Origin of the sequence: Bacteroides faecium (genome assembly GCF_012113595.1) — a bacterium.
GTDB classification, from domain to species: domain Bacteria; phylum Bacteroidota; class Bacteroidia; order Bacteroidales; family Bacteroidaceae; genus Bacteroides; species Bacteroides faecium.
The window spans coordinates 6,154,711-6,180,901 of sequence record NZ_CP050831.1; the positions used below are offsets into that span (position 1 = coordinate 6,154,711).

The following is a 26,191-nucleotide window of genomic DNA, read 5'->3' on the forward strand; positions in this document are numbered from 1 at the left end:
TCTTTATCGTTTCTTTATCGTTTCTTTATCGTTTTGCAATCCAAAATAAAATAATTCCGATAATAAGCAGTGTCAACGGCAGCAAATATCCTGAAAGTGAACCCAGCAATGACATTACCAGACCGATGTTCATCACCAGCCAAAGCCCCAACAATACGAAGCCAATGGATTTATCGCGCTTGAAAATAAGGAAACAGATAGAAGCATACAGCAGCATGTTATCCTTATTCATCACCCAAGGCAGGCCGATGGAAGAAAAATGAATCAGTTTATCAATCAGATATAGTGCTCCAATTACCATAAAGGTAACGGCAGTAGCCATGTAGGTATCTTTGCTATTATTAGCTTTGGCAGCTCCCATCGTTATTTTCCTCCGAACTTGTTAATATGAATTTTCTCCCACTGAAGATGTTCTTCGTTGAAGGGTTTGCGTTCCATTGCTTTGTGCCCGATGGCTATGACGGAAAGAATCTGAAGTTGCAAAGGTATATCCAGTATGCCATGTACAAATTCATCGGAAGGCATTCCGGTAGCAGTGAAGCGTTCGCGTACCTGTACCCAGCAGCTCCCCAGCCCGAGGTCTTCTGCCTGCAACTGTATCATAATGGAAGCAATAGCAGCATCTTCAATCCAGACATCACTCGCCAGCGGGTCAGCCATTACGACAATCGCCAAAGCGGCATCGGCTATGAAGGAAGAAGCCTGTTCTTTGCAATGGGACAGTTCTTTCAACATTTCTTTATCATCGACTACCACAAATTGCCAACTGTTACTGCGCTTGGAAGAGGGGGACATCAAGGCTGATTTCATCAACGTAACAACTTCGTCCTGTGTCAGCTCTTCATCGGTAAACTTGCGCATACTGCGACGGTTCTTTATCAATTCACTGAAATTTTCCATATTGTTTCCGGGTTTCATTTGATTAATAATTGCAAAGATAGTGCAAAACGGGCATAATCGAAAATAAAATAGTATCTTTGCACTGACAAATAATATCATAGTATGAAAAAGCGAATTACGCAGGACGATTACATTAAAGCGAATCGTAAAGCAAGCCGGGAGGCTGAAATCGAGATGTACGGACACCCCATTTGTCATAAACGGGTGCACCAGTCAAAGAAAGTTTATAACCGCAAAAAGATAAAGGCAGCTAACAAAGAGCTGCCTTATTTTTTATACTGTTTCCGATTATATTTGATTCAAAAAAGCCTGTTTACACAACCCTGCTTAACTCTCCAGTCATAGAATCAATAATAAATCCGTAGACTTTTACATCTGCCGGAATCAAAGGATGGCGCACTATAAAATCAACAGTCCCTCTCACCGACTTCTCTGTATCTTCAAAGCCGTCCAACCAGGAATGAAAGTCAACTCCGCAAAAACGCATCATGTCGATATAATCAGGATTGATTCCCCGCGCTTTCATTTTTTCAAGCATTTCTTCGCTATGCATATGGCAAGCTCCACAGTCAGAGTGTGCAATCACCATGATTTCTTCCACTCCTAACTCAAAAATAGCCACAAGCAAACTACGAATCACACTACCGAAAGGATGGGAAATAACACCTCCTGCATTCTTAATCATCTTTACATCTCCATTCTTGATGCCTAATGCGGCAGGCAGCAAAGCTGTCAGTCGGGTATCCATGCAGGAAAGAATAGCAATTTTCTTATCGGGATACTTGTTTGTAATATACGCTTCATATCCCTTGTTCTCAACGAACTTTTTGTTGTAAGCAAGTATTTCTTCTAACATAGCTTTTTGTTTTATTTGATATGTAACCATACAAAGATAAAGAAAAAACAAGAAAGAGGGATATATCATCACGGATATATCCCTCCTTAAAATTAAAATTTAATCGACATCTATTTTTTTAATAAAAAAGAGCTTCTTAATAATTTGGATTCTGATAATTCACCCCATTCTCTATTACATCTGTAAATGACTGCGGGATAGGGCGTACAGTATGAGTATTGTCCTGAAAATACTGACCGATATCCGGATTAGTTTGTTTCAAGTATTCCGACGATAGTTTGCCGGTTCTCTTCAAGTCAAACCACCGGGTACTCTCACCTGCCAACTCTCTTGCCCGTTCATCTAAAATATACTGGATATCCACCGTACCATTATATATAGAGGCTCCTGCCCGGCTACGCACCTTGTTTATATATTTGTTCGCATTAGTTCCGCCCGTCAGATAAAAATCTGCTTCGGCAGCTAACAAATAAATTTCAGCCATACGCATCGTTATAATTGAAGCATTACTTCCATAACGTCCCTTACTCCAGTTAGAGACTATGACATTTGTCGTATTAAACTTGGATAAAGACGGATAGAAATAATAAAATGGATTCAAGACACTTTTGCCGTCACTTTGACGAGTATAATTCATCTTTACCTTTCCATTATTATCATACAAATCTTCAATGTCCACAATCATATAAGGAGCATTTAACTTTTGAGCTTTCAAAGTTGCATAATCAGTTTCTTCCGAACGGATAATACGAATAGCATCATCGCCTACTTCCAAAGATGTATTGGTTGTCACATTACTAGTCCTGTCCATCTCCTTAATTTTATCCTCAGACCAGGTAAATTCCTTATTAGCCTTCCATAAGGTTTTGAAAGAAGAAGAATAACGAGGGTCAAGTGTATTATCGGATTCTACATATAAGTCTAATAAATATTTGGAAGGCATAAATTCTCCTTCAGGATTGCCGCCCCATTGTTTAATTCCATCTTCGGTCTTTTCAATAGCAGGAAAATAATAAGTATTGCAGTAAAACTCCATCCAGCTTAAGTTATTCTGCCACTTGTTGACACTACCATACAGGCTACTACAAGCAATGGAAAACATCGACTCTTTATTATTCTGATTGTTGGCATCAGTAAATACCTCTTCGTAAGAAGGATACATATAAGTACCCAGATTTGCCCCGCCAGCTTCACAATCACGAATCAATTCATCTGCCAAGTCTTTGGCTGCCTGCAAATAATCGGAACAGCCATATTCTTTAGTTGTCAGATAGGCTTTCACTAAATAGGCTTTGGCGGATTTTCGTAAAGCACGTCCCTCTTCTTCCGGACGGGATACTGGTAAATAAGTAGCGGCGAATTCCAGGTCAGGAATAATACAGCTCTTATAAACTTCCAAAGGTTCAACCCTGCCCGGAGCCATGTTTACACTTTCGGTTTTACCAGTAATAAGAGTAACTCCGCCAAATGTTTCAACCAAATTATAGTAATACAAAGCTCTTAAGAAATGAGCCTCTGCAATAGTTGCATTCCTTACCTCTTCCGACTCCCAATCGATAACCTTATCGGCTTGTGCGAGTGCCAAATTACACGAGCCAATTCCATCATATCCAGAGTTCCAAATACTTTGAGCCATATTCAGGTTCATTGCTCCTCCTTCTGCATATTTAAAATAATTAGCATTCGTGTTTGAGTTTTGCTTCGCTGTCCACAAATCAGTACCGGCTTCTGACAGTTGAATATAAATTTGCTTGCCGTTGAAGCTGCGTTGCAACCCAAAGTAGCAATTGTTAATAGCCAACTGAAAGCCATTCTGTGTGGTCATTAACGACTCAATATCCGAACCACCCGGATTGTATTCGTCCAAAGAACAGGATGCTCCCCAGAAAATCCAGACTGTAGCTAATAATACATTGTATATTTTTCTATTTTTCATAATTCTCATTAATTAAAAGGTTACATTTACACCAAATACAAATCTCTTGGTCAATGGGAAATCCGATGCACCATTACGCTCCGGGTCAAGATCTCTCATTAATTCCTCCTTAGCGAAAATAAACGGATCATAAGCGGTAGCATATACACGAAGCTTTTCCATACGAATCTTAGCAAGCCATTTCTTTGGAAGGGAATATCCTAAAGTAATATTTTTCACTTTGATATATGAACCATCCATATAAGCCAAAGAAGTGAAGCCGGCATAATTACTTTTTTGCTCGTGAAGTCCCGGACGAGGCAAATAAGCTCCCTGATTTTCAGGTGTCCAATAGTCGATTCCTGTCGGTGAATTATCCCAGCTTGTAGTCGGGTTATAACGGGTGATAACATCATTGTTAACCATAAATCCCCAACGAGCCATTACGAAGAAGCTCAGGTCAAAATCACGATAGGTAAAGTTATTCTGAAAACCGAGAATCCAGTCCGGTGTTTTCTTGCCCAAAATGAAATAATCTGTTTTATTACTGTATGTATGGATGCCTTTATCATTGAATGAACCATCTGTAGCAAGTTTGATATCGCCAGGTTTACAGTTATACCGGGCAGCTTCCTCTGCCTCAGCAGTTGACCAAATGCCCGAATATTTATAGTCATAGAAAACACTGATCGCTTCTCCTTCAAATAGTTTTTCATCTTTCACATCTCCGTCCGGCAAAGAAACGATCTTTTCTTTATTAGCAGTAAAAGTTATATTGGAAGACCATGTAAAATTCTTCTTTACTATATTCTGAGTATTCAATGATATTTCGACACCTTTATTATTAGTCTCGCCGAGGTTCTGCCATGCTTTTAACGGTGAGCCCCAGCCCGATACTCCTGAAGTAATCGGCATCGTGCGTGCATACAGCAAATCTTTCGTATCTGTATTGTACCAGTCGAGAGTCAGATTAACTCTTCCATTAAACAATCCCAAGTCAATACCGATATTTGTATTGTAAGACTTTTCCCAGCCTACATCGGGATTACCATACGTCCCTCCGTATTGGATATGTCCGGCCCCGTTATTCCCGAAACCAACACCGGTAGTATAGGTAAAACTTCCTGTTGTGGAAGAATAGGCAGCATCTTTACGACCGGAATTTCCGGTCACACCATAGCCTGCGCGAAACTTGAGATTAGACAGCCAGTCCTGTGTCTTTTCCATAAAAGCTTCATCACTAATACGCCACGCGATAGCCGCAGCCGGGAAAGAATCCCATTTATGTCCGACAGCCAAATGAGAAACCCCATCCCAACGATTAGAGAAAGTAAACAGGTATTTACCTTTATAGCTATAATTGAAACGAAGCGCGTAAGACATCGATTGCGTCTGTGAGAAGCTCGATCTTACTACTACTTTTTCCGTGCCGGCTCCCAGGTTATGAAACGACTGTGAAGCAAGTTCCTGCCCCTGTGCATGACTTTCGTTCGCCTCATTCTGATTTTTCGACCAGGAAGTAATCCCCGTTACACCTAAATTATGGTCTTTAGCCAACGTAAAATTATAAGTCAGCACATTCTCCCATCTATAAGCATAAGAAGAACTGTTATATATCTCTGCAAGAGGCGCCTGATAACCGGAAGTTATATTGGCAATAGATTTCTTTCCAAAGAAAACCCCATTACGGGCATTATTCAACGTAGTCCCAAGCACTGATTTAAAAGTAAGCCCCTTTAATGGAGTCAGTTCCAGGTAAGCATTGCCTGCAAAATAGGTACTACGTGTATTGTTTACGTATTGATCCTTGGCCTCATCAGCCATCGGATTCACCTTTTCCCCGTCTTTACAATATTCATAGTTTATATTTCCTGCTGCATCATACACGTCACCCAATGGCAGGAAAGTCAATGCATTTACAAAAACACCTTGATTACGTGAATTGCTATCGGTATATGTCAAGTTAGTATTGAAACCTATTTTGGCCCAGGAAAAAATAGATTGGTCCAGGTTCAGACGCATGCTATAACGCTTACGATCATCGTTTTTAATCAATCCTTCTTCATTATTATAATTCAAGGAAGCAAAAATCTTCGTCTTTTCCGTTCCTCCTGTCACTGACAGGTTATAATTCTGCTGAACACCGTTTTTCCCCATTACTTCGTCTACCCAATCAATCCATTTGCCGGCTTCATAAGCCTCAAGCACTCCCGGTTTATTGAAGATTGTAGACATAAATTCCGGATACTCTTCGTTATTTTTCGTCCGCCAGGCTTCTTTTTTCAGATTAACATATTCATCACCAACCATTCCATGAGGATATTTGGCAAAGCCACTGATTCCGACATAGGCATCAAAGTTAACTGTAGTTTTTCCTGTTTTTCCTTGTTTAGTAGTAATAATGACAACGCCATTGGCTCCTGCCGAACCATAAATAGCTGTCGAAGAAGCATCTTTCAGCACTTCAATAGATTCAATATCCGCCGGATTCACTTGATTATAGCTGCCCTGAATTCCGTCGATAATAAACAAAGGAGTGTTAGAACCGTAAATCGAACGAGTTCCACGCAATTGGATATCCACATCCGCGCCTGCCTTACCGGAAGATTTCATGATATCCAAACCTGCGACTTTTCCTTGAAGTGCTTCCATAGGATTGTTAACCGGACTCATCGTGATTTCTCCACTTTTAACGGAAGTTACCGCTCCTGTCAAATCACGCTTCTTCACTGTACCATAACCGATTACCACCACTTCATCCAAAGCTTGGGTATCTGCTACCATCTTCACATTGACTGGCGCACTGCCAGTAACAGTAACCGTTTGCTCTTTATATCCTATATAAGAGATAACCAATTCTTTCTTTCCTACCGGAAGATTGATAGAAAAGTGACCGTCAAAATCAGTAATCGTACCTGTACTCGTTCCTTTCACAATAATAGAAACCCCAATCAGAGGCTCGCCATTTTCATCAATAATAGTTCCTTGTACAGTTTTTGTTTGTGTGACAACCTGCACCATAGTATTAGAAACTCCATCTTCCGCATAAACCGAAAAAGACAGAGGGGCACATAATAACGAAAGCCCTAAAATCATAGAAGTACGACAATAGCATGTCTTCCACGCTTCAACAAATGCATAATCTTTCATTCATTCTAATTTAAAGTTAATATTAATTATCTCAGTTTTACATAAAAGCAGTTGATTATTACCAATTAAAAAGACGATTATTATTTTAAGAAGTACTCACTTTTGATACTATATTTCTATTTTTCAGCACATTTTTTCTACTAAAGATAGAAAACTATATTGTCCGTCACTTTAAGTATCCCCAACAAAATCTCTATTTTATTGTTGAATGAAGAATAAAAAGTGTAAATTTGTACCTAGATGCCACTTAAACTAACAACATATTATAAAGGAAAGGATATTCCTGATTTATCAGGAAAGAATACATTCCACTCCAAAGAGCTGTTTCAGATTTATGAAGCAACTCCAGGGTATACACCTTTATTAATAGTAGCGACAGAAGATGGTAAACCAGTGGCACGCTTACTTGCCGCTATCCGTAAGGCAAAGAGATGGCTTCCATCCTCTTTGGTGAAACATTGTGTGGTATATAGTGAAGGCGAAGCTTTGGATGAAACTCTCTATACCAATAAAGAAAAAGCGGAAGAAGTGTTCGGCGAGATGCTAGAGCATCTTACCCAGGAAGCATCGCGCACCTGTTTTCTTATTGAATTCCGTAATCTGAATAATTCTATGTTCGGTTACAAGTTTTTTCGAAGCAATAATTACTTTCCGGTCAATTGGTTACGGGTGCGAAATTCATTGCACAGTATGAAAAAGACTGAAGACCGATTCAGTCCGTCGCGTATCCGTCAGATAAAAAAAGGGCTTAATAATGGAGCAATAGTAGAAGAAGCACATACCGCAGAAGAAATACGCGATTTCTCACGAATGTTACACAAAGTATATTCTTCCCGCATACGCAGATACTTCCCTGCCAATGATTTTTTCCGGCATATGAATAGTATGCTAATCAAAGGAAAACAGGCAAAAATATTCATCGTAAAATATAAGGAGAAGATTATCGGCGGCTCTGTTTGCATTTATTCCGGTGACAGTGCTTTCCTTTGGTTTTCGGGTGGGATGCGAAAGACTTATGCATTGCAATATCCCGGTGTACTCGCTGTCTGGAAAGCTCTGGAAGACGCTCACGAACGTGGATTCCGGCATATGGAATTTATGGACGTAGGACTTCCGTTCCGCAAACACGGTTACCGTGATTTCGTACTTCGCTTCGGTGGAAAACAAAGCAGCACACGCCGCTGGTTCCGCGTCAGTTGGACTTGGTTGAACAAACTTCTAGTCAAATTTTATGTCTAAATGTAATCTCAAGATTGCAAAACGACTTCCAGTGCTCCCTTCCAGCCATTTTTTATGCTTTATAACCCAACAATTAAATGCAGAAATATTTCTTTATTAGGCAAGAAATGTCTTTCTTTGTGCTGTTTTATGCCGTATAAGCACATAATTAAAACCAAATAAAAAGTATAGTTATGAAGATTTCACACATTGAACATCTGGGCATTGCTGTAAAAAGCATCGAAGAGGCCCTTCCTTACTACGAAAATGTATTAGGTCTGAAGTGTTACAACATTGAAACAGTGGAAGATCAAAAAGTAAGAACCGCTTTCTTAAAAGTAGGCGAAACAAAAATCGAACTGTTGGAGCCGACTTGCCCTGAGAGTACCATTGCTAAGTTTATTGAAAACAAAGGTGCAGGTGTTCATCACGTTGCATTTGCTGTTGAAGATGGCGTAGCTAATGCTTTGGCTGAAGCTGAAAGCAAAGAAATCCGCCTTATCGACAAGGCTCCGCGCAAAGGTGCAGAAGGTTTAAGCATCGCTTTCCTTCACCCGAAATCAACTCTTGGCGTGCTGACAGAACTCTGCGAACATTAATCATAAACTCTAAAACTAACAAGAACTCATGAGTAATCAACTTGAAAAAATTAAAGAGCTTATTGAACGCCGTGCCGTAGCACGTCTCGGGGGCGGCGAAAAAGCAATTGCGAAGCAACATGAAAAAGGGAAATACACAGCACGCGAGCGTTTGGCTATGTTGCTGGATGAAGGTAGCTTCGAAGAAATGGACATGTTCGTTGAGCATAGATGCACGAACTTCGGCATGGAGAAAAAACATTATCCAGGTGATGGCGTAGTAACCGGTTGCGGTACTATCGAAGGACGTCTGGTATATGTTTTTGCACAGGATTTCACTGTTTCTGCCGGTTCACTATCCGAAACAATGTCATTGAAGATCTGTAAGATCATGGATCAGGCAATGAAGATGGGTGCTCCATGTATCGGTATCAACGACTCGGGTGGCGCACGTATCCAGGAAGGTATCAATGCCCTTGCAGGTTATGCAGAAATTTTCCAGCGCAATATCCTTGCTTCCGGTGTTATTCCGCAGATTTCAGGTATCTTTGGTCCTTGTGCCGGTGGTGCTGTTTATTCTCCGGCTTTGACGGACTTCACATTAATGATGGAAGGTACTTCTTATATGTTCCTTACCGGACCGAAAGTTGTAAAGACTGTAACAGGCGAAGATGTAAGCCAGGAAAACCTTGGTGGCGCAAGTGTTCACTCTACCAAGTCGGGTGTCACTCATTTCACTGCTAAGACAGAAGAAGAAGGTTTCGCACTGATTCGTAATCTGTTGAGCTTCATTCCTCAAAATAATCTTGAAGAAGCTCCTTATGTAGATTGTACAGACCCAATCGACCGTTTGGAAGATTCTTTGAATGATATTATCCCTGACAGCCCGACTAAACCATACGATATGTACGAAGTAATCGGTGCTGTTGTTGATAATGGTGAGTTCCTGGAAATCCAGAAAGACTATGCCAAGAATATAATCATCGGTTTCGCACGTTTCAACGGACAATCCGTAGGTATCGTTGCCAACCAGCCTAAGTATCTGGCAGGTGTGCTCGATAGCAACGCATCTCGTAAGGGTGCACGCTTCGTTCGTTTCTGCGATGCATTCAATATTCCTATCGTGTCGTTGGTAGACGTACCTGGATTCCTTCCGGGAACAGGTCAGGAATACAACGGCGTTATCCTTCATGGTGCTAAATTGCTGTATGCTTACGGCGAAGCTACCGTACCTAAAGTAACTATCACATTGCGTAAGTCCTACGGTGGTTCTCATATCGTGATGAGTTGTAAGCAACTTCGCGGTGATATGAACTATGCATGGCCAACTGCTGAAATCGCAGTAATGGGTGGTGCAGGAGCAGTAGAAGTATTGTACGCACGTGAAGCAAAAGATCAGGAAAATCCGGCACAATTCCTTGCTGAGAAAGAAGCAGAATACACGAAACTGTTTGCCAATCCTTACAATGCAGCTAAATACGGTTACATTGATGACGTGATTGAACCACGCAACACACGTTTCCGTGTCATCCGCGCTTTACAGCAGTTGCAGACTAAAAAACTGACCAACCCGGCTAAGAAGCATGGTAATATTCCGTTGTAATCCAACTTTTCACATTAAAACAAGAACGATTATGAACAAAACCAAAATCGGAATATTCCTTTCTTTGCTGTTGCTGATTGGGCTGACTTCTTGTGGAGAGAAAAAGTCTAACAATAAGCTGGTATTGAACGAAATCCTGATAGATAACGAAAATAATTTCCAGGATGATTACGGACTGCACAGTGCATGGATTGAAATATTCAATAAATCATTCGGTAGCGCCGACCTGGCAGCTTGCTTGCTGAAAGTAAGTAGCCAACCGGGCGATACAGTTACTTATTTTATCCCGAAAGGTGATATACTTACGCTAGTGAAACCACGCCAGCACGCTTTATTTTGGGCAGACGGCGAGCCTAACCGCGGTACTTTCCACACCAGCTTCAAGCTGAATCCCGAAACTGCCAACTGGATTGGCCTATTCGACTCCGGCAAAAAGCTGATGGATCAAATTGTAATACCGGCAGGCGCTCTCAGTACTAACCAATCATATGCACGCATAAGTGACGGTGCAGCAGAATGGGAAGTAAAAGGAGCAAGCAGTGACAAATACGTTACTCCGAGCACCAACAACCAAACTCTTAACAGTAATGCTAAGATGGAAAAGTTCGAGGAACATGATGCTGACGGTGTCGGTATGTCTATTTCTGCTATGAGTGTGGTATTCTGCGGATTGATTCTTCTGTTCATTGCTTTCAAAGTTGTCGGCAAAGTTGCAGTCAACTTAAGCAAGCGCAATACTATGAGAACAAAAGGCGTCGACAAACAAGAAGCGAAAGAGCTGTCACAGGCTCCGGGCGAAGTTTACGCTGCTATTTCTATGGCATTGCACGAAATGCAGGATGAAGTACACGACGTAGAAGATACAGTACTGACTATCACTCGTGTGAAACGCAGCTACTCACCGTGGAGTTCGAAGATTTACACGTTGCGTGAAACTCCTCCCAGAAAGTAAGTCACCTTATAAAAAGTAAAAACGATGAAAGAATATAAATATAAAATCAACGGTAACTCATATAAAGTAACCATCGGAGATATTGAAGACAATATCGCTCATGTAGAAGTGAACGGTACACACTATAAAGTAGAAATGGAGAAACAGCCCAAAGCGGCTGCAAAGCCAGTAGTGGTACGCCCTATGCCTAATGCGCCTACTGCTCCTACTCAAGTTGTGAAACCAACTGCGCCGTCTACCGGCAAGTCAGGTGTCAAGTCTCCGCTACCGGGTGTTATCCTCGACATCAAAGTGAATGTAGGCGATACTGTAAAGAAAGGACAGACCATCATTATATTGGAAGCCATGAAGATGGAAAACAATATCAATGCGGACAAAGACGGCAAGATTACTGCCATCAATGTAAATAAGGGAGATTCTGTTCTTGAAGGTAATGACCTCGTAATTATCGAATAATATGGGAGATTTTATAAACTTTTTAGGAAACAACCTTGCCGACTTCTGGACCTACACGGGTTTTGCCAACGCTACCGTAGGACACGTGGTGATGATCCTCGTAGGCTTGGTGTTCATCTATTTGGCGGTAGCCAAAGAGTTCGAGCCGATGTTGCTGATTCCTATCGGGTTCGGTATGCTAATCGGTAATATACCTTTTAATATGGATGCCGGACTGAAAGTCGGTATTTATGAAGAAGGTTCAGTATTGAATATATTGTATCAGGGAGTAACTTCCGGTTGGTATCCGCCACTCATCTTCTTGGGTATCGGTGCCATGACGGACTTCTCGGCACTTATCTCTAACCCGAAATTGATGTTGATCGGTGCTGCTGCACAGTTCGGTATCTTCGGCGCATACATGATTGCATTGGAAATAGGTTTCGACCCGATGCAAGCCGGTGCAATCGGTATCATTGGTGGTGCAGACGGCCCGACGGCCATCTTCCTCTCATCCAAGCTGGCACCTAACCTAATGGGAGCCATTGCGGTATCCGCCTACTCCTATATGGCGTTGGTTCCGGTGATACAGCCGCCTATCATGCGATTGCTCACCACCAAACACGAACGCGTCATCCGTATGAAACCGCCGCGTGCCGTTTCTCACACGGAGAAGGTGATTTTCCCGATTATCGGTTTGTTGCTGACTTGCTTCCTGGTTCCTTCCGGTTTGCCTTTGCTCGGTATGCTGTTCTTCGGTAACCTGTTGAAAGAAAGTGGTGTAACCCGTCGTCTTGCCAATACAGCAAGTGGTCCGTTGATTGACACCATCACTATCCTGTTAGGTTTGACAGTAGGTGCTTCTACGCAAGCTTCTGAATTCCTGACTATCGACTCTATCAAGATTTTCGCTCTCGGTGCATTGTCATTCATTATTGCAACTGCGTCAGGTGTAATCTTCGTTAAGATCTTCAATCTCTTCCTGAAGAAGGGTAACAAGATTAATCCGTTGATCGGTAATGCAGGTGTATCTGCCGTTCCCGACTCGGCACGTATCTCACAAGTTATCGGTTTGGAATACGATCCTACCAACTACCTGTTGATGCACGCTATGGGTCCGAACGTTGCCGGAGTTATCGGTTCAGCTGTTGCTGCCGGTATCCTGCTGGGATTCTTGATGTAGGAGCAAGGTGCCCCTGCCGGGTTTCCATTCGGTATGCCTTAAAATTATAAAAGTAGATTTTTCTACTACGAAAATGCCTCTTTCCTATGAAAGAGGCATTTTTTATTATCACTCTTTTCGTTATATCACATTCCTCTGCCATGTTATCTAGTGTTATCGGTACGTTAATCTATCTGAAACACACTACGAATATTTCGTAAATACAATAATTTTAGTAACTTGCACCTCATTAACAACACACTAAAATTACGATTTATGAAACGATTACTTCTATTGCTCTTGCTCTGTCCCACCACTCTGTTGCTGGCACAGCACACAGACCGCATCCAGGAAGCAATGGCAAACTATGATTACGAGACAGCACTTTCTCTTATCGCAGCAAAGAAGCCGACCACTCCCCTCCTCCTGCAAAAAGGAAAAGCTTTGCGAGGACTGGGACTCAACACAGAAGCACTTTCCACCTATCAAGAGATTATCACGAACGACACTACAAATAGCCGTGTATTTATTGAAGCAGCCGAATGTTGCCGTACACTTGCCAAAAGCAATCAGGCACTAGCGTATTACGAACGGGCACTTGACCTCAATCCGGAAAACAAATATGTGCGTATCCAATATATCACCCTGCTCCTATCCCTGCAAAAGTTCAGGGACGCATTAGGGGAAAGCAGTTTGATGACAGAGAAAGATAGCTCCGCCATTGCCCTGCACTTGCAGGCACAAAGTTTCGAAGGCATGGGTGAACCGCTCCCCGCAGCCGGATGCTACTACAATATTCAGGAGAAATATCCGGGCGACTATCTTGCCGCCGCCAAACTAGGCGCTATAAATATAGCAGGTTCCTACTTCGACGAAGCCATCGAAGCCACAGAGAAATACCGGCAGATCGACACTACCAATATCGCAGTCAACCGCCAGAATGCTTTGGCGTACTGTTTAAAACAAGATTATCCTACCGCAATTCGCCGTTATCAATACTTGGTGAACCAAGGAGACAGCTCCTTCCATACTTGCTACTATCTTGGCATCAGTTATTATGCAATAGAAAGATATTACGAAGCACATGACTTTTTGGAAGCCGCCCGGAAATACGATCCGGAAAATGTAAACCTTCTCTATTATCTCGGACGTGCCTGCGCCAAAACTTCGTGGAAAAAACAGGGAGTAGAGTATTTGGAACAGGCTATCAATCTGTCGATACCGAAAGACAGTAGCATGACGCGACTTTACATCGGTATGACTGATTGCTACAAGATGGCACAGATGTATAAAGAGCAACTGGCATCCATGAAAGAACGCTATCAGAAATACGACAGGCAAAATCACAAAATCTTGTATGATATGGCCCACCTATCCTTTTCTGCCTTGAAAGACAAAAAAAGCACAGAGCGTTATTTGGAAGCATTCTTGAAAACGCGCCCTAAAGATGATAAGACCGAGCAAGCTAAATTGAACGAAAAAGGTGAACTTGTTTTGGGAATGGCCAATTATTATAACGCTGCCGCCAACTGGCTGAAAGATTTGAAAAGCAAACAGAAAATTGAAGATTTCTTTCAGAATGGAAAATGATAATTTAGGGGCGTAGCGCCCCGGCAAGGTTTCCTTGCGGGGTGTTGTCATTTTAGGCACGGATTACACGGATTACGCTGTTGCTTTATACAATCATATTTCTAAAAACCGTGAAATCCGTGTAATCCGTGCCTAAAAAATTCCCATTTATCAAGCAAACAGAAGACCTCTTTAGCACCAATTAAAAAGGCTGCTACCGTCAACCGGAAGCAGCCTTTCTTATTATATTGGAATAATCTGATGATTACTGAGCCAATTTGTTATCAGAACCAAGTACGTTGATGATTTTGTGCTTGTACAATTTTTCCATATTGTCACGAGCCGGACCAAGATACTTACGTGGGTCGAATTCAGCCGGTTTTTCTGCGAATACCTGACGGATAGCAGCAGTCATAGCTAAGCGAGAGTCAGAGTCGATGTTGATCTTGCAAACTGCAGAAGTAGCAGCTTTACGCAACCATTCTTCAGGAATACCGATAGCAGCTTTCAGGTTACCACCGAACTTGTTGATAGTTGCAACTTCTTCCTGAGGAACTGAAGATGAACCGTGAAGAACGATAGGGAATCCCGGAAGTTTTTCCATTACAGCGTCCAATACTTCGAATGCCAATGGAGGAGGAACCATCATACCTGTAGCCGGGTCAATGTGACATTGTTCCGGAGTAAATTTGTAAGCACCGTGAGAAGTACCGATTGAGATAGCCAAAGAGTCGCAACCTGTGCGAGTAGCGAAATCAATTACTTCTTCAGGGTCAGTATATGTGTGGTGGTCAGCAGAAACTTCATCTTCTACACCAGCCAATACGCCAAGTTCACCTTCAACTGTTACGTCAAACTGATGAGCGTATTCAACCACTTTCTTAGTCAATGCAACGTTTTCTTCGTAAGGAAGGTGAGAACCGTCGATCATAACTGAAGAGAAACCAGAGTCGATACAAGATTTGCAAGTTTCGAAAGTATCTCCGTGGTCAAGGTGAAGAACGATTTCCGGATGTGCGCAGCCTAATTCTTTAGCATATTCTACAGCACCCTGAGCCATGTAACGCAACAAAGTAGCGTTAGCATACTGACGAGCACCTTTAGAAACCTGAAGAATCACAGGAGATTTAGTTTCAACAGCAGCCTTGATGATAGCTTGCATCTGTTCCATATTGTTGAAGTTGAATGCTGGGATAGCATATCCACCTTTGATAGCCTTAGCAAACATTTCTTTCGTGTTTACCAATCCTAAATCTTTGTAATTTACCATTTTGTTTAAAGTTTATTGTTAGTGAATAAAAATTCTACGCAAAAGTAAGCATTATCCACCGAATAACGAACATCGGAAAGAAAAATATAGTAGAAAAAGGCTTAAATCGGACATCAAATTCTAGCAGGGAAGCTCGTCCTACATTAGATTGTAATGTCCACCTTACAAACAAATGACTAAAAGATAGAATAGCCAGGTAACAGATAATCCAATTAACCCAATAGGGCACTAAAACACTTTATCATCTTTTTTTCTGCAAAACCTTTTTCTATTTGACGGAAATACATTATCTTTGCGCTCTGAAAATGACCATTACACTATTTCTTACCAAAATAGTAACAGAATATAAATTAAAAAAACAGATACTGAAATGAAAAAAGGCCTTCATCCAGAATCATACCGTCCGGTAGTATTTAAAGATATGTCAAATGGTGACATGTTTTTGTCTAAGTCAACTGTAGCAACTAAAGAAACCATCGAATTCGAAGGTGAAACTTACCCGTTGCTGAAGATTGAAATCTCTAACACTTCTCACCCGTTCTATACAGGTAAATCTACATTGGTGGATACTGCAGGTCGTGTTGATAAGTTCATGAGCCGTTACGGTGACCGTAAGAAGAAATAACTCGATCTTTCGCTAAAGATGAAAAAGAGGAGATTCTCACTGAGAATTTCCTCTTTTTCGTTTAAAGTGTCCTACGACAAAAAGTAAGTTTTTCAAAAGAAACACTTCCATTTATGTTTGATTACCGAATAAAGAGAGTACCTTTGGTGACTTAATAAACAAATATAATGGAAATAGCTCAATTAAAACAAATGACAAAAGAAGAGGTACTCAATTTCATCAGACAACGTCTGTCTTTCAGTGCAGAGATAAAAAGGCAACTCAAACATGTGAATGAAGATGCTTTTAACAAAGAACACCGCAGATTCGAGATGTCAGGAAACGAAGAAACAACAGGGTGGTGCACGCTTTTCAACACTGCCATACTAAATGAATTTGCCAATTTGGGGATTTACGATTACACTTCTTATCTTTTCCTTGATTTCGATAATGGAACTCCAACCGTTTATCTCAGATACTACTCCGATAACGAAAACTTGGAATATGACCTCAACGGCTATTCAACGGTCGAAATCATATTCACAATTTTCGAATTGACTATTTTTTCCGGAAAGCCCAAAAGGCAACGGAACTAAAGTTTCAGTAAACTAATAAAAGTAATCCCTGACAGTATGCACTGCCGGGGATTTTTTTATTAAATAATATGAATCAATGGCTGAAGGAGAATAAAAACTGTGCAGAAATGAACTAATCTGTATTAAGATGAGTCTAATGTAATATTCATGCTACTATAAAGTTTAAAAATATACAAGTATCTGCAACGCTGCAACAAAACGGGGGCAATGAACTAATAAATAGATAGTTACAGCGTTGCAGATACCTGTGGCAGATGGTTGCAGATATCCCTTATCTGCAACACGTATCGTGTAGTTACGGGCAGATATCCCCTTAAGGAAAAGCCGGAGGCATTACATTGATGTCAGTATCCGCATAGGGAAACTGGAGTATCTATACTCAGAAACTCCAATTTCCCTACGCGGATACTCTCGTTTCCATACGCGGATACTGCAATTTCCAGCCTGGGAACGGGAGTTTCGATGTAGGGAACCATTGTTTCATATATATGATTGTACCGTTTGCAATAAAAGATTTATTGTTTTATACAGTGTGGCAGATAAAGGCTATCTGCCACCATCTGCAACAGATATCTGCAACACTATAACTGTCTATTTATTAGTTTATTATCTCCGTTTTGTTGCAGCGTTGCAGATACTTGCACACTTTTAAACTTTATAGTAGTGAGAGAATCACATCAATTAGCTCAAAACCGTGCAGAAATGAAATAAACTTTTCTTGAACATTCATACCTGCAAATTGTTTTGTCTCTTTAAAAAAGAAAAACGAATCAACGCAAAAACTCTAAACATCAGTGTGGTATATGAAGAAGAAATATGGATTCGTCCTGGTGGCTGCTATCTTGCTAGCCGGCTGCGGACAAAAAAAAGAGACGAAAGTAACAACAGCCCGTCCTGTTAAGACTACGATTGTAGAGTCGAGGTCGGTTATCAGGAAAGATTTTTCGGGAATCGTAGAAGCTGTGGAGTATGTGAAACTGGCATTCCGTGTTAGCGGACAAATCATCCAATTGCCCGTCATCGAAGGAGAGAAAGTAAAAAAGGGACAACTGATAGCAGCAATTGACCCTAGAGACATTGCGTTACAATATGCTGCTACAAAATCCGCCTATGAAACGGCTGCCGCACAGGTAGAACGCAACAAGCGGCTTCTTTCCCGTCAGGCTATCTCCGTGCAGGAATACGAAATCAGCCTGGCCAACTACCAGAAAGCAAAATCCGAATACGAATTATCCGTCAACAATATGCGTGACACGAAGCTGACAGCTCCTTTTGACGGTTCTATCGAGAAGCGCTTGGTAGAGAATTATCAACGTGTCAATTCCGGTGAAGGCATCGTGCAGTTGGTCAATACACGTAACTTGCGCATCAAGTTCACTATTCCTGATGCTTATCTCTATCTGCTCCATGCCAAAGACCCTCGTTTCCTGATAGAATTCGATACATTCAAGGGACACGTGTTTCAAGCAAAACTTGAAGAGTATCTTGACATATCAACAGATGGAACCGGAATCCCGGTGAGTATCACGATTGACGATCCGACGTTCGACCGCGACCTCTATGCGGTGAAACCGGGATTTACGTGCAGTATCCGTTTCACGGCAGATGTAGGTCCGCTGGTGCAGGACAGTTGGACGATTGTACCCCTCAGTGCCGTGTTCGGCGAAAGTGAGGGGAAGAAAATGTATGTTTGGGTAGTGGAAGGAGATAAAGTTCACAAACGTGAGATTACCGTCAATGCACCTACCGGAGAAGCTCAGGTTCTTATCTCCGCAGGGTTAAAATCCGGAGAGAAAATCGTTATTGCAGGTGTGCATCAGTTAGTAGAAGGAGAAACTGTAAAAGAAATTGAGAAATGAACTTAGCTAAATATTCACTAGACAACACGAAAATCATCTATTTCTTTCTTGCTGTATTACTGATTGGGGGAATCACTTCCTTCGGTAAACTGGGTAAGAAAGAAGATGCTCCCTTCGTTATCAAGTCGGCGGTTATCATGACCCGTTATCCGGGAGCCGAACCAGCTGAAGTGGAGCGATTGATTACCGAACCTATCTCTCGCGAGATTCAAAGTATGAGTGGTGTGTACAAGATTAAATCGGAATCCATGTACGGGCTTTCTAAAATCACATTCGAACTACAACCGTCACTGGCAGCCAGTTCTATTCCACAAAAATGGGACGAGTTGCGGCGAAAGGTACTCAATATACAGCCGCAATTACCAAGTGGTGCTTCTACACCAACTGTTTCCGATGATTTCGGGGATGTGTTCGGCATCTATTATGGATTGACAGCAGACGACGGTTACTCGTATGAAGAGATGCGCAACTGGGCGGAACGAATCAAAACCCAGGTGGTCACAGCGGACGGAGTGATGAAAGTTGCCCTGTTCGGGGTGCAGACGGAAGTAATCAATATCTTTATTTCAACCAACAAGTTGGTGGGTATGGGCATTGATCCGAAGCAGCTTGCCAGCCTGTTGCAATCACAGAACCAGATTATCAATACCGGAGAAATCCGTGCAGGCGAGCAGCAGTTACGAGTGACCGCCAATGGTATGTACACTACGGTAGACGACATCCGCAATCAAGTGATTACCACGAAAGCCGGACAAGTGAAGCTGGGAGATATTGCCGTTATAGAAAAAGGATATATGGACCCGCCTTCCAATATCATGCACGTGAACGGAAAACGTGCCATCGGTATCGGTGTCTCTACTGACCCGCAACGGGACGTAGTGCAGACAGGCGAGAATGTGAAAGCGAAATTAAGCGAATTATTACCACTTATGCCGGTAGGACTTGAGTTACAAAGCCTATATTTGGAAAACGAAATAGCCAACGAAGCCAATAACGGATTTATCATCAATCTAATAGAATCTATCCTGATAGTAATCGTGATTATCATGCTAGTGATGGGGCTGCGCGCGGGATTACTAATCGGTTCATCACTCATTTTCTCCATCGGTGGCACATTGCTCATTATGTCTTTCTTCGGTGTCGGACTGAATCGTACGTCGCTGGCAGGATTCATCATTGCCATGGGGATGCTGGTAGACAATGCCATCGTAGTGACGGACAACGCACAGATAGCCATTGCCCGTGGAGTCAATCGACGGAAAGCATTGATAGATGGCGCAACGGGGCCACAATGGGGATTGCTCGGAGCTACATTTATTGCCATTTGCTCGTTCCTGCCACTCTACCTCGCTCCTTCTTCTGTGGCGGAAATTGTGAAACCGCTTTTCGTTGTGCTCGCCATTTCACTCGGATTGAGTTGGGTGCTTGCTCTCACGCAGACGACGGTATTCGGTAATTTTATTCTAAAGGCAAAAGCTAACGATGGTGCTAAAGACCCGTACGATAAGCCATTCTATCACAAATTTGCTGCCATTCTCCGTGTGTTGATTCGCAGAAAAACATTGACGCTAGGTTCTATGGTGGTACTTTTCGTCATTTCACTCGTTATCATGGGGACGATGCCGCAAAACTTTTTTCCATCTTTGGATAAGCCTTATTTCCGTGCAGACGTATTCTATCCGGATGGATACAGCATCAACGATGTGGTGAAAGAAATGAAATCAGTAGAAGCACATTTGGCCAAACAGCCGGAAGTGAAGAAAGTATCCATAACTTTCGGCAGTACACCGCTTAGATATTACCTGGCTTCTACTTCAGTAGGACCGAAACCCAACTTCGCCAATGTATTGGTGGAATTGACGGATAGTAAATATACGAAAGAGTATGAAGAGAATTTCGATGGATATATGAAAGCGAATTATCCGAATGCAATTACCCGTACAAGTCTGTTCAAACTATCTCCTGCCGTAGATGCAGCTATTGAAATAGGCTTTATCGGACCCAATATGGATACACTCGTGGCACTCACCAACCAGGCGTTGGACATTATGCATCGGAATCCTGATTTGATTAACGTACGTAATTCGTGGGGAAACAAGGTTCCGGTGTGGAAACCTGTGTATAGCCCGGAACGGGCACAACCCTTAGGAGTATCACGCCAGGGCATGGCACAGAGTATCCAAATAGGAACTACAGGAATGACATTGGGAGAATATCGCCAAGGTGACCAAGTGCTTCCGATTTTACTGAAAAATAATACGGTAGATTCGTTCCGCATCAATGATTTGCGCACATTACCGGTATTCGGAACAGGAAACGAGACAACCAGTCTCGAACAAGTCGTTTCTGATTTTGATTTTCAGTATCGGTTCTCGAATGTGAAGGATTATAACCGGCAAATGGTGATGATGGCACAATGCGACCCGCGTCGCGGGATAAATGCCATCGCTGCTTTTAATCAAGTATGGCCGCAGGTACAGAAAGAGATTAAAGTTCCCGAAGGATATACGATGAAGTATTTTGGTGAACAGGAAAGCCAGGTGGAATCTAACGAGGCGCTGGCAAAGAATTTGCCGTTGACGTTCTTCCTGATGTTTGTGACATTGTTGTTCCTCTTCCGTACCTATCGAAAGCCGACAGTGATTCTGCTCATGTTACCGCTGATTTTCATCGGGATTGTCTTGGGATTATTGGTACTTGGCAAGTCATTCGACTTCTTCTCTATCCTGGGGTTGCTAGGGTTGATTGGTATGAATATAAAGAATGCGATCGTACTCGTCGAGCAAATTGATTTGGAAGCGGCAACAGGAAAGAAACCTTTGGACGCAGTTGTCAGTGCAACGACCAGCCGTATTGTTCCCGTAGCGATGGCATCCGGTACAACAATCCTGGGTATGTTACCCTTGTTGTTCGACGCTATGTTCGGTGGAATGGCGGCTACTATCATGGGCGGACTACTAGTAGCTTCGGCGCTGACATTGTTTGTCCTTCCGGTAGCTTATTGTGCTATTCAACGAATCCACTCCGATTCCTGATGAAACTTGATTTTAATATTTATAATGAATAAAATGAAGACTCAACTTATAATTCTATCACTACTGACCCTCGGTTTCACAGCCAAGGCGCAACAGCCTTATCTCAGCAGGGAAGCCTACCGGGATAAAGTGGAAGCGTACAGCCAAATTCTGAAACAACAGAAACTAAAGACATTGGCAAGTACTGAAGCACGAAAGATTGCGCATACAGGATTCTTGCCCAAAATAGATGTCAATGCGGACGGTACTCTCAACATGAGTGACCTCAGCGCATGGAATGAACCGTTAGGTGAATACCGCAATCACACTTATCAAGGAGTATTCGTCGTGTCGCAACCGCTGTACACAGGTGGCGCTCTCAATGCCCGGCACAAAATAGCGAAAGCTGACGAAAAGCTGAACCGGCTTAATGAGGAACTCACCATAGACCAGATTCACTATCAGAGTGATGCTGTCTATTGGAACGCTTCCGCTTCACAAGCTATGTTACAGGCTGCTGATAAATATCAGAGTATCGTAAAGCAGCAATATGATATTATCCAGGATCGTTTCAACGACGGAATGATTAGCCGCACGGACTTACTGATGATTTCTACCCGGTTGAAAGAAGCGGAATTGCAATATATCAAAGCTCGCCAGAATTATACATTGGCATTGCAAAAACTAAATATTCTAATGGGAGCGGAACCTAATAGTCCCGTAGACAGCCTTTATACGATCGACACGGCTTCCGCCCCTATACAAATCCTATCCCTTGAAAATGTATTGCAACGCCGTGCCGATTATGAAAGTACGGAAGTCAACATTCTGAAAAGTCAGGCGCAACGTAAAGCGGCACTTAGCCAGTTTAATCCGCAGTTGAATATGTACTTCAGTGGCGGTTGGGCAACAGGTACGCCTAACCTTGGATATGATGTTTCATTTAATCCCATTGTCGGTATTAACCTGAATATCCCTATCTTCCGCTGGGGGGCGCGTTTCAAAACAAACCGCCAGCAGAAAGCATATATCGGTATACGGAAGCTCCAACAAAGCTATGTGACGGATAACATCAATGAAGAACTTTCCGCCGCACTGACCAAACTGACGGAAACGGAATATCAGGTAAAGACAGCGACAGAAACGATGAACCTGGCAAATGAGAATCTCGATTTGGTTTCTTTTTCATATAATGAAGGGAAAGCGAATATGGTAGATGTACTCTCCGCACAGTTATCATGGACACAGGCTCATACTAATCTGATTAATGCTTATCTGGCACAAAAGATGGCGATAGCGGAATACAGGAAAGTTATCAGTGAATAAGGAAAACCCAATTCTCAAAATCTATATATAAAGAAAACCGGAGAATGAGTCAAAATGCTCATTTCTCCGGTTTTTATTTCTAAAGTCAGTTGTTCTTCACTTACGCAAGGAAGGAAATCAACACACCCGCTGCTACGGCAGAACCGATCACACCGGAGATGTTACTAGCCATGCAATATTGCAATACATGATTCTTCGGGTCATATTTCAAAGCAATCTCGTTGGCAACACGACTCGCCATCGGAACGGCACTAAGTCCGGTTGCGCCGATAAGCGGATTGATTTTCTTCTTGGAAAAGAGATTAAATAGTTTCACTAAGAATATACCACCGGTAATGGACAGTGCGAATGCAAGGAATCCACCGACAACGATACCGATTGTCGTCCAGTTCAGGAACGCTTCAGCAGTCATCGTTGCTCCTACGGATAAGCCGAGGAAAATAGTGGCTGCATTCATGATACTGTTAGAAGCAGCATCATACAAACGGAATGTATTGGTTCCGATTTCTTTCACCAAGTTACCAAACATCAACATACCAATCAAAGGCACTGCACTGGGCACGAAGAGAGCAACAACCGTAGTTACCACAATCGGAAAGATAATCTTCAATACACGCAGATTCTTGATTTCTGTCTTTGAAGGATATTTCTTTTCCTGCTCTTTCATGTTGATACTTAATTCTTTCTTTGAACAAAGCAATTTTACTACCAGCGGAATGATGACCGGCACCAATGCCATATAAGAATAAGCGGCAATGGCAATCGGACCCAGCAGATGCGGAGCGAGCTTAATGGTTGTAAAGATAGCCGTAGGACCGTCCGCACCACCGATAATACCCAGGGAAGCAGCCTCTTGAGGAGTGAAACCCATCAGGATAGCCACCAGCAACACAGTAAAGATACCAAGCTGTGCAGCAGCACCGAAAATAGAAAGATGCAGGTTGCGCAGCATCGGCCCGAAGTCCGTCAATGCACCGACACCCATAAAGATAATCGGTGGCAGGAAACCTGTCTTAATCAACATATAGTAAATGAAGTTCATTATTCCCAGTTCATGCGCAATGTCATGCAAAGGCATTTCCCAAATGTTCTTCATTACTCCGTTTATCATTATCATACCATTCTCGTCGGCCTGAATCACCCCCATATCTCCACCGGGGAAGTTGGCAAGCAGCACACCGAAGGCGATGGGTACAAGCAGCAACGGTTCGTACTGTTTCTTGATACCCAAATAGAGCAGAACGAACGCGATGGCATACATTATCAGGAACTGCGGTTCGGCAATGATATTGCTGAACGCAGTCATGTCGTACAAATTCTCAAATATCTCGTTCATTATCCTATCTTCATTAATACATCATCTTCTGAAACAGCATCTCCCGGGTTAACGCAAATGACAGTCACCGTACCGCCAAACTCTGCACGGATAGCATTGTAAGTCTTCATTGCTTCTACATAACCGAGCACGTCGCCTTCCTTCACAGTATCACCTACCTGCAAAGCAGTTTCCTGCGCATTCTTCACCAGGAAGAATTTACCTTCCAATGGAGAAAGCACATCCTTGCCCTCTCCTACCGGAGCAGCGGCAGCGGGCGCAGCAGGAAGTTCAGCGTCACCATAAGCAACGGTCACGCGATAAGCCTGTCCGTCTACCTGTACGGTCAGTGTCTTTGGTTTTGCATCTTCTTCGGGCGACTTGTCTTTTTCAGCACGGCGCTTGGCGACATCTTCCAGGAAGTCTTCTTTCGCCTTGCCACTCTTGTAGGCTTCATACTGTGCCGGATGCATAGCATATTCGAAGAGTTCTTCATCGTCTTGTCCGGTTTCCCATTTGTTCTCCTTCATCAGTTTGCGATACTTGTCGAGATTATCAGGATAATTATCCTGCGGATTTCCTTCGAAGAATTTGCGGCCTTCGCGTTCCGCCTTTTCGATGATTTCAGGAGCAAGCTCGCCCGGCAAACGTCCGGCTTTACCCAGAATCATATCCCAAATATCGTCGGCAATCATACCCCAACGGTCTTTGCCTTTCTCCATTGCCATCACGTTCATCATGGCAAGGTTTTTCACATATTGGCTGAACGGAGTCACCAATGGTGGATAACCCACACGCGGCCATACATAAGCCACTTCATCAAACAGTTTGATAAGAAGCTGATCCTGCGTCATAAACGGCAGGTTATGTTTCGCCTTGTATTTATTAATAGATTCCAGATTGGATTCCAGGTCTGCCATCAAACTACCCATCATACCGCCGGGCAGTCCGGGAGCAATCAGCAAGGAGTTCATCAGGCGGTTTTTCGGGCTGATGTACAATCCCAGGAAGTCATCCATAAATTCCTGAATCATACCACGTACCTTCATATAAGCTTCCATATTGATTTCGGGAACCTGGTATCCGGCATCTTTCAGCATTGCCTGTACACTCAGCAAGTCAGCATGACCTGTACCCCATGAAAGAGGTTCCATACCTACGTCGATATAGTCGCAACCGGCGTCGCACACTTCGAGGATGCTTGCCATATTGAATCCCGGACCTGCATGACTATGATACTGAACAGGTATTTCGGGATGCGCAGCCTTGATATTGGCTACGATTTTTCCTAATGAAACAGGACGGCCGATACCTGCCATATCCTTGATACAAATCTCGTCCGCTCCCAGTTTGATAAGTTCCAACGCCATATTGGTGTAGTATTCTACCGTATGGATGGGCGAGTGAGTGATACAAAGCGAGCACTGTGAAATCATGCCGGCCTCTTTTGCATAGGTAATGGAAGGAGCAATATTGCGTACATCGTTCAATCCACAAAATGTACGGGTAATGTCCGTTCCCTGGACTTTCTTTACTTTATAGAACAATCTGCGGACATCTGCCGGAACAGGACTCATGCGGAGTCCGTTCAGTGCGCGGTCAAGCATATGGGTTTGAATACCTGCTTCGTGGAAGGGCTTTGTCCATTCACGTACAGCCTTATTCGGATTTTCGCCAAACAATAAATTTACCTGTTCAAAACCACCGCCATTTGTTTCTACGCGGGCGAAACAGCCCATTTCAATGATGGCAGGCGCTACCTTTACGAGTTGATCTACACGAGGTACATATTTTCCGGCAGATTGCCACATATCTCGGAAAACCAAACTAAACTTTACTTCTCTTTTCATGTCTTTCAGTGATATAACT

Annotated in this window: 21 protein-coding genes; 13 read left to right on the forward strand and 8 right to left on the reverse strand. The window is 42.7% G+C overall.

Going from position 1 to position 26,191, the window contains the following annotated elements:
* Positions 1 to 25: 25 nt before the first annotated feature.
* Together BacF7301_RS23405 and BacF7301_RS23410 are read right to left on the reverse strand one after the other, a co-directional pair.
* Positions 26 to 361 (reverse strand): hypothetical protein, encoded by a 336-nt coding sequence (locus BacF7301_RS23405; protein WP_022137506.1) that lies wholly within the window; start codon positions 359 to 361, stop codon positions 26 to 28.
* Positions 362 to 363: 2 nt separating this feature from the next.
* Entirely contained in the window at positions 364 to 900 is a 537-nt protein-coding gene (locus tag BacF7301_RS23410; protein WP_167966626.1) for a nitroreductase family protein, read from the reverse strand.
* A gap of 102 nt (positions 901 to 1,002) precedes the next feature.
* Here BacF7301_RS23410 and BacF7301_RS26005 point away from each other — a divergent pair, with 102 nt between their 5' ends.
* Positions 1,003 to 1,245, forward strand: a complete 243-nt coding sequence (locus BacF7301_RS26005; RefSeq protein WP_167966627.1) for a hypothetical protein — start codon at positions 1,003 to 1,005, stop codon at positions 1,243 to 1,245.
* Here the strand turns inward: BacF7301_RS26005 and BacF7301_RS23420 are convergent.
* The 3 genes from BacF7301_RS23420 to BacF7301_RS23430 all read right to left on the reverse strand — a co-directional run bounded on the left by BacF7301_RS23420 (position 1,214) and on the right by BacF7301_RS23430 (position 6,821).
* Positions 1,214 to 1,756 (reverse strand): beta-class carbonic anhydrase, encoded by a 543-nt coding sequence (locus tag BacF7301_RS23420; protein ID WP_167966628.1) that lies wholly within the window; start codon positions 1,754 to 1,756, stop codon positions 1,214 to 1,216. The two genes, BacF7301_RS26005 and BacF7301_RS23420, sit on opposite strands and share 32 nt — an antisense overlap.
* Positions 1,757 to 1,892: 136 nt before the next feature.
* On the reverse strand, positions 1,893 to 3,692 hold the full coding sequence (locus tag BacF7301_RS23425) for a RagB/SusD family nutrient uptake outer membrane protein (RefSeq protein ID WP_167966629.1): 1,800 nt from the start codon (positions 3,690 to 3,692) through the stop codon (positions 1,893 to 1,895).
* 12 nt (positions 3,693 to 3,704) lie between these two features.
* Positions 3,705 to 6,821 (reverse strand): SusC/RagA family TonB-linked outer membrane protein, encoded by a 3,117-nt coding sequence (locus tag BacF7301_RS23430; RefSeq protein ID WP_167966630.1) that lies wholly within the window; start codon positions 6,819 to 6,821, stop codon positions 3,705 to 3,707.
* Positions 6,822 to 7,061: 240 nt separating this feature from the next.
* Between BacF7301_RS23430 and BacF7301_RS23435 the strand changes: the two genes are divergently transcribed.
* From BacF7301_RS23435 to BacF7301_RS23465, 7 genes are all read left to right on the forward strand, one after another.
* Positions 7,062 to 8,060, forward strand: coding sequence for a GNAT family N-acetyltransferase (locus BacF7301_RS23435; RefSeq protein WP_167966631.1), 999 nt, complete (start codon positions 7,062 to 7,064; stop codon positions 8,058 to 8,060).
* Between the two features lie 173 nt (positions 8,061 to 8,233).
* Complete coding sequence (gene mce / locus BacF7301_RS23440) at positions 8,234 to 8,638, forward strand: methylmalonyl-CoA epimerase (RefSeq protein WP_008999807.1); 405 nt, start codon at positions 8,234 to 8,236, stop codon at positions 8,636 to 8,638.
* Positions 8,639 to 8,666: 28 nt separating this feature from the next.
* Positions 8,667 to 10,220 (forward strand): acyl-CoA carboxylase subunit beta, encoded by a 1,554-nt coding sequence (locus BacF7301_RS23445; RefSeq protein WP_167966632.1) that lies wholly within the window; start codon positions 8,667 to 8,669, stop codon positions 10,218 to 10,220.
* 31 nt (positions 10,221 to 10,251) lie between these two features.
* Entirely contained in the window at positions 10,252 to 11,172 is a 921-nt protein-coding gene (locus BacF7301_RS23450; RefSeq protein WP_167966634.1) for an OadG family transporter subunit, read from the forward strand.
* Positions 11,173 to 11,196: 24 nt separating this feature from the next.
* On the forward strand, positions 11,197 to 11,628 hold the full coding sequence (locus BacF7301_RS23455; RefSeq protein WP_167966635.1) for an acetyl-CoA carboxylase biotin carboxyl carrier protein: 432 nt from the start codon (positions 11,197 to 11,199) through the stop codon (positions 11,626 to 11,628).
* A gap of 1 nt (position 11,629) precedes the next feature.
* Entirely contained in the window at positions 11,630 to 12,790 is a 1,161-nt protein-coding gene (locus BacF7301_RS23460; protein WP_167966636.1) for a sodium ion-translocating decarboxylase subunit beta, read from the forward strand.
* A 255-nt stretch (positions 12,791 to 13,045) separates the two neighbouring features.
* A complete protein-coding gene (locus BacF7301_RS23465) occupies positions 13,046 to 14,359 on the forward strand; it encodes a tetratricopeptide repeat protein (protein WP_167966637.1) in 1,314 nt (437 codons plus the stop codon).
* 244 nt (positions 14,360 to 14,603) lie between these two features.
* Here the strand turns inward: BacF7301_RS23465 and BacF7301_RS23470 are convergent, their stop codons facing one another.
* Positions 14,604 to 15,608 (reverse strand): class II fructose-bisphosphate aldolase, encoded by a 1,005-nt coding sequence (locus BacF7301_RS23470; protein ID WP_022137411.1) that lies wholly within the window; start codon positions 15,606 to 15,608, stop codon positions 14,604 to 14,606.
* Between the two features lie 370 nt (positions 15,609 to 15,978).
* Between BacF7301_RS23470 and BacF7301_RS23475 the strand changes: the two genes are divergently transcribed.
* The 5 genes from BacF7301_RS23475 to BacF7301_RS23495 all read left to right on the forward strand — a co-directional run bounded on the left by BacF7301_RS23475 (position 15,979) and on the right by BacF7301_RS23495 (position 23,007).
* On the forward strand, positions 15,979 to 16,233 hold the full coding sequence (locus BacF7301_RS23475) for a type B 50S ribosomal protein L31 (protein ID WP_005678397.1): 255 nt from the start codon (positions 15,979 to 15,981) through the stop codon (positions 16,231 to 16,233).
* 167 nt (positions 16,234 to 16,400) lie between these two features.
* A complete protein-coding gene (locus BacF7301_RS23480; RefSeq protein WP_167966638.1) occupies positions 16,401 to 16,808 on the forward strand; it encodes a hypothetical protein in 408 nt (135 codons plus the stop codon).
* A gap of 803 nt (positions 16,809 to 17,611) precedes the next feature.
* Positions 17,612 to 18,667 (forward strand): efflux RND transporter periplasmic adaptor subunit, encoded by a 1,056-nt coding sequence (locus tag BacF7301_RS23485; protein WP_167966639.1) that lies wholly within the window; start codon positions 17,612 to 17,614, stop codon positions 18,665 to 18,667.
* Positions 18,664 to 21,702 (forward strand): efflux RND transporter permease subunit, encoded by a 3,039-nt coding sequence (locus tag BacF7301_RS23490; RefSeq protein ID WP_167966640.1) that lies wholly within the window; start codon positions 18,664 to 18,666, stop codon positions 21,700 to 21,702. The genes BacF7301_RS23485 and BacF7301_RS23490 overlap by 4 nt, the downstream gene beginning before the upstream one ends.
* A gap of 33 nt (positions 21,703 to 21,735) precedes the next feature.
* Entirely contained in the window at positions 21,736 to 23,007 is a 1,272-nt protein-coding gene (locus BacF7301_RS23495) for a TolC family protein (protein WP_167966641.1), read from the forward strand.
* 100 nt (positions 23,008 to 23,107) lie between these two features.
* Here BacF7301_RS23495 and BacF7301_RS23500 read toward each other — a convergent pair whose 3' ends face one another.
* Complete coding sequence (locus BacF7301_RS23500; RefSeq protein WP_167966642.1) at positions 23,108 to 24,343, reverse strand: sodium ion-translocating decarboxylase subunit beta; 1,236 nt, start codon at positions 24,341 to 24,343, stop codon at positions 23,108 to 23,110.
* Entirely contained in the window at positions 24,343 to 26,172 is a 1,830-nt protein-coding gene (locus tag BacF7301_RS23505) for a biotin/lipoyl-containing protein (RefSeq protein ID WP_167966643.1), read from the reverse strand. The genes BacF7301_RS23500 and BacF7301_RS23505 overlap by 1 nt, the downstream gene beginning before the upstream one ends.
* Between the last annotated feature and the right edge of the window lie 19 nt (positions 26,173 to 26,191).